This window comes from Holospora curviuscula (assembly GCF_002930195.1).
GTDB classification, from domain to species: domain Bacteria; phylum Pseudomonadota; class Alphaproteobacteria; order Holosporales; family Holosporaceae; genus Holospora; species Holospora curviuscula.
Window position 1 is genome coordinate 1 of sequence record NZ_PHHC01000102.1, and the last position, 5,518, is coordinate 5,518.

The 5,518-nt window shown below is 36.0% G+C and carries 3 protein-coding genes and 1 pseudogene; 2 read left to right on the forward strand and 2 right to left on the reverse strand.

Translation table 11 applies throughout. The annotated features are described in order from the left end of the window. Positions 1-2,699: 2,699 nt before the first annotated feature. Both HCUR_RS05295 and HCUR_RS05300 read right to left on the reverse strand, forming a co-directional pair. Positions 2,700-3,443, reverse strand: a complete 744-nt coding sequence (locus HCUR_RS05295; protein ID WP_104207075.1) for a phosphatidylserine decarboxylase — start codon at positions 3,441-3,443, stop codon at positions 2,700-2,702. A gap of 585 nt (positions 3,444-4,028) precedes the next feature. Then, positions 4,029-4,577, reverse strand: a complete 549-nt coding sequence (locus HCUR_RS05300) for a hypothetical protein (RefSeq protein WP_104207076.1) — start codon at positions 4,575-4,577, stop codon at positions 4,029-4,031. Positions 4,578-4,869: 292 nt separating this feature from the next. Between HCUR_RS05300 and HCUR_RS09875 the strand changes: the two genes are divergently transcribed. Both HCUR_RS09875 and HCUR_RS09630 read left to right on the forward strand, forming a co-directional pair. Beyond that, the gene (locus HCUR_RS09875) at positions 4,870-4,992 is read left to right on the forward strand and encodes a hypothetical protein (protein WP_279337696.1); all 123 of its coding nucleotides are present in this window, start codon (positions 4,870-4,872) and stop codon (positions 4,990-4,992) included. Between the two features lie 358 nt (positions 4,993-5,350). Beyond that, positions 5,351-5,518: pseudogene (locus HCUR_RS09630) on the forward strand (IS5/IS1182 family transposase); the annotation flags it as partial.

Below are 5,518 nucleotides of genomic sequence, written 5' to 3' on the forward strand. Positions count from 1 at the left end.
TAGTCTTCGTTAATGCCATGAAGCGGATCGTCTACTTTATCAAGCCTTGTATACCAGCTATCTGTATCGAATACACCTACTTGCATCTAAATCATCATGGTTTTGATGGCGTATAGACCGATCAGATTCGCTTCTGGTAACACGCATCGATCCGCTTGTTGGCAAAAAAAATTGCTGGTGGGTTAATAGAAGGTGCTCTTAAATCACTTCGATAAAGTATTCTTTTTTTGTCCTATCAATATCTTTTAATTCATTTATTTAAAATTTTGAAGACAGAGTTTGATAATAAGAAACTGTCTCAATAAATTTTTCCTAGGATCAGAGAGAGGGCGCTGGTAGAAATGAAGTGTTCAGAATATACTACATTATTGTTGAAAATCTTTTACAAATTGTCTCGCTCAATCCATCCAAGCTAATTTCAAGCTAATGTCTTTTCCTCAATGCAACGTTAAAGTAGAAGTAAGATCTGCGCTGTAATTTTGATTGAGCATTTGACGCAACGTTTGTTCTTATGCTAAGCAACCTCGTCAAAAATCTCAGTTCAGCCTACACTGTCTTCACGCTCTTCTGCTGCCTTAACCTAAAACACAGCGCCGCCTTCCCATCGTGAATACACGATTAATGCACAAGAATAGGCTCACGCTAAACAGATAAGACGTCCTACACATTATTCAATTGACGAGGCATTTTTTATAACCGTTCTATAGTTAGTTTTCTGTATATTGATGAAAGTGGTGTTGATATGGCGAGTTACAAAGAGAAGAGATGGAGCAGAAAAAGGGAAGAACTTTTAGGTAAAAGACGTGATAACTATTACAAAAAAACTATAGTATAGCTGGCTTAGTGAATAATTAATCTATATTTTTAATTATTGGGAAAACCAGTGTTCAATCAAAGCACTAAAATGTTTGGCTAATTTAGATTATGGATCATGCTTCATTTCATAACTTTCAAAAGACAAAAAAATTGATGAAATCTATTGGTTGAAAGGCAAATTTTTTACCACCATACTCACTAGATCTAAATCCTATAGAGAAATTCTGTGCTACTATGAAACAATCCATTAACTGTGCCCTTACTGAATGTACTAAACGGTATAAGGCCTGAGTTGAATTCTTCAAAATTTTATCTTCAAGCTAAACTTTTATAGCGTCGTACTTTTTTTCTTTCTTATATCGATTACGCCATATACGTATTGTATTTCTCAAACAGCGCTGATAGTTTCTTACGATACCGTAGTTTTGCCTCTAATTCAAAGTGATTGGCTATATAGAAACAAAAAACTCATTCGGCATTTTTGATGATTTTCATAATAAGATAGCTAAGAAAGAATTTCAATACAACTTTTGCTTTAGGAAAGATTACGATTCAAAAAGAGAAATTAGTATGAGATGTTCGTGTCTACATTAATACTCTAGAGCAAAAGTTTTTCCTACTTATGATGCCGTAATTTATGGAAAAAATGATGGCAAAAAGAAGTAAGATTGTGAAATTAATAGCACAAAACGATGGGTTGATAACAATGCTCAATGAATTATAGAAAATAAAGAACTCTTATGCACAATGAGCGAGTAATAAAGAATTAATGGTCCTCAGAGGCACTTTTCCAGCTACCAAGTAATACAATTATTTTGAAGTGTTCCATTGTAGCGCCCCTGGCTTTTCTCTTAGCCGCTTAAAGTATGGCATTAAATCCTTCCAGAATAGTATTTTTGATAAGGTTTTTCTTTCAGGACATTCCAGCGTTTTTATCTTCTTGGCTGCCTTGGTGCGTGATGTTAAGCGTTGGGTACAAAGCCCTAAATACCATTGATCCAGAAAGTCATTCGATTCCTCAAAGGTAGTTTTTATAAATTTCTTGGAAGCGTTCTCTGATATTCAAAGCTTCCATTGATTTTAGATTCATTGTACTGAAACGAGCGCTTTTAGCGTTCTAATGTACTGTCAAGTACTAGATTTTTTTAGAAAGCAACGCTAGGCCCTTGATAAAGACTGGGCACCTATCACAGCTTACTTGTTTAATATCATAGCTCTTTTCTCCCTGAACTTCGAGAGCATGACCAAATTCGGCAACTGTTTAGCTACCCTTACCTTTGATGATATTCCGATAATTCTGTAAATGTAGGGTGTTCTCAAGAACCTCACTAAAATCATTCTTATCCCACCATTATCGAGCTTTGTTCACGCGAACTTTGAGTAAAAATAGAAGTTATATTCACAGAATTTCAGGCGACACCAGGATGGTAGGCTTTGCAATAGACTATCTCATCAGGATCTTGGTTTTCAGATTCAACGTTTCATCTTCGTTGAAACGTGGCGTATATATCAAGTCTTTTCGGTTTAAGGAAGCAGTGAACATTTGTTCTAATGGCATGATCCCCCTCTTGATACGGTGTTTCGTTTGCAATTTAACAGCTCTAATTTTAAATCCGGATTATTCTACATTGCCTACTCATTACTTATGAGAGTCGTAATTTTCTTCTCTGTTATGTCCCACAACACTTTCTGAAGCGTCCTTTTTTCTTTTCTTTAGGTAATTTACTACATCGGTCAGTTTTTATACTGTGATGTAGTTTTTCCTAAAGTTACTCCTTAAACACTAGGTTGATTGATAAAAATTTTGTTACTATTACTGAAAAAGATCATAAAATTATGGGTATATTTACCGATACACCCACGGTGGCGCAATAGTAAATAATTTAAATAATAAGTTTTTTAATTTCTAAAACTGCTTCCTGTTTTGTAATAAAAGATTTATGCTCTCTTTCTTCTCGGAGCACGCCTAAAATTGTCTCCCCCGCAATGGTGCGTTGATGAGGAGTTGCTAATATTTCAACGTGAGGTTTTGGTAAGTAGAGGTCTACCCGACTTCCAAAACAAATGATCCCATATTTTTCTCCTTTTTGTGCTAACTGTTCAGGGTGTGCATCACACACAATGCGCCGTGCAAGCCACCCTGCAATTTGAACGCACGCTACTTGAAATCCCTGGGCCACTTGAATAACCACCCCACAACGCTCATTTTCTAAAGAAGCTCCATCTTTAAACGCTTCTAAGAATTTTCCTGGAGAATAGGATACTTGAAGCACCCTACCCTCTACAGGAAAACGATTTACGTGTACATCCCATAAATTTAGAAAAATGCTTATGCGTGTCCAAGGACCAGGACCTAAGTCTAGCTCTGCAGGCGCTAAGCAATCTACAATGTCTAAAATTAAGCCATCTGCTGGGCTGACAATTAGATCTGACTTAGTGGGAGTGCATCGGTCAGGATCGCGAAAAAACAACGCTACTCCTAGAGTTATTCCTGAGCAAAACAAAGCTAATTTTGTGTGTACCAGAAAAAACAATGCAGAAATGCAAAACCCAATCCCAATAAAAATCCATCCTCTTGGATCAATTCTTCCTGCAAACATCACATTCCATAGTCTTGTATCAAACATAGTTATACCTACCTCCTTAGTTTTCCATACTTTTTAGCGCCCTACACCCCACGTGTAGGAAAATATTAGACGATTTTTTAAAGCTTAGCATATGTCGTCTGAGGTTTTCAAAATACGACCCCTTAGAACAATTGTTTACCTTTACATTCTTATATTCCTAGATCTTTTTCATATGTATTCCTGCTGAAATGCACAGCCTAAATAGAACTATTAACAGTATTTTGATATCGCTTCTCTTTTGTGCTTTAGATACCAGAATTCTTTTAGCCTATTTTCCTTGCAATTTCAATATAGCTCAAAACGTCTTTACGAAGTCTCTCAATTGCATCTTGTGCTAAAATTCTTATACTTTTTTAAGTATCGGCTATGTAGTTTTTGAGAAGGTATTTCTCCAGATAAAAAGTGAATTAAAAAAAGCTTTCTCTATTTTTTAATAGTATTACTCAATTTGTATGATAGAAAAACATTAAGTTTTTTTTTAAATTTTTGAGCTGTTTATTTTAGAAAAGTTTTCTAGGCAGTACGATCTTAATAAAAAATTTATTTATTTTTACTGTGTGATTAAACGAATATTATATCGTGAAATTACCTCCTTAACTTTCCTTGGGTATCAATATAACGCACAACTTCTTTATGAAGAATCTCGACTACTTCTTCTGCCAAACTTAATACCGCATGTCTACGTTCTTTTAAGGTGTAATGCGATGGAATGGTTACCGAAACTTTGGAATGGATACTGTGAGAAGTGCGGGATGATAAAGGATTTTTTCCTATAAATATACGTACGTCCAATATTCCAACGTAAGTATTTTCTTCTTCAGAAGAAATTGCGCTCTGTAGTTCACGCAAAGGAGCCAATTTTGCTTCTACAATCTCCACATTAAGAGGTATTCCAGAACCAGAACATACAAATGCACTCTTTGTCCATTGTCGCACAAGATCAACAATGTTAATGTCTAACACTGTGGCAGAAGAGCACATCAAACTTTCCTGTTCTACTACTTGAATTTTTTCCAAGTCCACTATTACAGGAGGGCTCGATAAATAGTTTGCGTGAGATACTACTGCAGGACCTGAGCTACATCCCCACAATAATACTCCGCTTAAAACAATGATTGCAAAAAAAACTAACAAAAAAATTTCTCAACTAGTCTGCTAGATGTGTTTATAGCATACTAATTTTTACGGGGCAAGCAAAGAGGTATTTCACTCAACAATGCTCCTTTTGACTTTTTACGCTTTCTCGAGATAAAGTTTTAGGAATTAAGATGAAAGAAGGATTGAGCTATGAAGAATCGGGTAGACGTTTTGGAATGGGTTAGCCAGCACAATGGACATGGACTGTGTAGAACACGCTATCACGATGGATCCTGATGCCTATCAGCCAGCGTGAGTGGAGCGTTTTTAGGTTAGGGCTGTTGGCATTGTGAAAGCCTTTAGAGGTCTTAGGGTTTGCTATAAAAAAACCTTAAATTATTCGAAATCAGATCTTGAAAAAAGATCTGTATTGTGCCAAAAACGTGATTCGTTAAACAGGAAAGGAAAATAGAGTGCTTCCATTGATGAACGTGGATTTGCGCATGATATACCCAAAGCAGCCTAAACAGAGCATAATAAGAGTAAGAAAGAATTAATAGATAGAACATATTCAGTAGATTGTAGAAAAGAAGTATTGAAAATAAACGCTAAAGCAGAACTTTCATAGAGTGAAGTTTCGGATAAATTTGGGACATCGAGAGCAGTGATATTCAGATGGAGCAAGAAGTGACAGCCTCAAAGCACCAGGAATCAGCCTTGAAAAAACCTGAGCAAAGACAGTTTAAGAAATAGACCTCTTGAGAAACTAGATTAAATTTAAAGTTTGATGTAAACGCTCTATAGAAGGATCTGTCATGAAGTAGGAAACCATGAAAAATATAGAAGACGAAAAATTTCGTCGTTTAACAGGCGTTAAAAGATCACCTTTTGAAAAGATGCTTGATATTTTCAGAGAAGCCGAAGGCCTTAAGAAAGCGAAAGGCGGTGGAAAGAACACGCTTATTTTAGAGGATGGCCTTCTTATGGCTCTTGAGTAC

Excerpts from the sequence above, each read along its gene's own strand:
- HCUR_RS05295 (WP_104207075.1), bottom strand. The coding sequence starts at position 3,443 with ATGTTTGATACAAGACTATGGAATGTGATGTTTGCAGGAAGAATTGAT.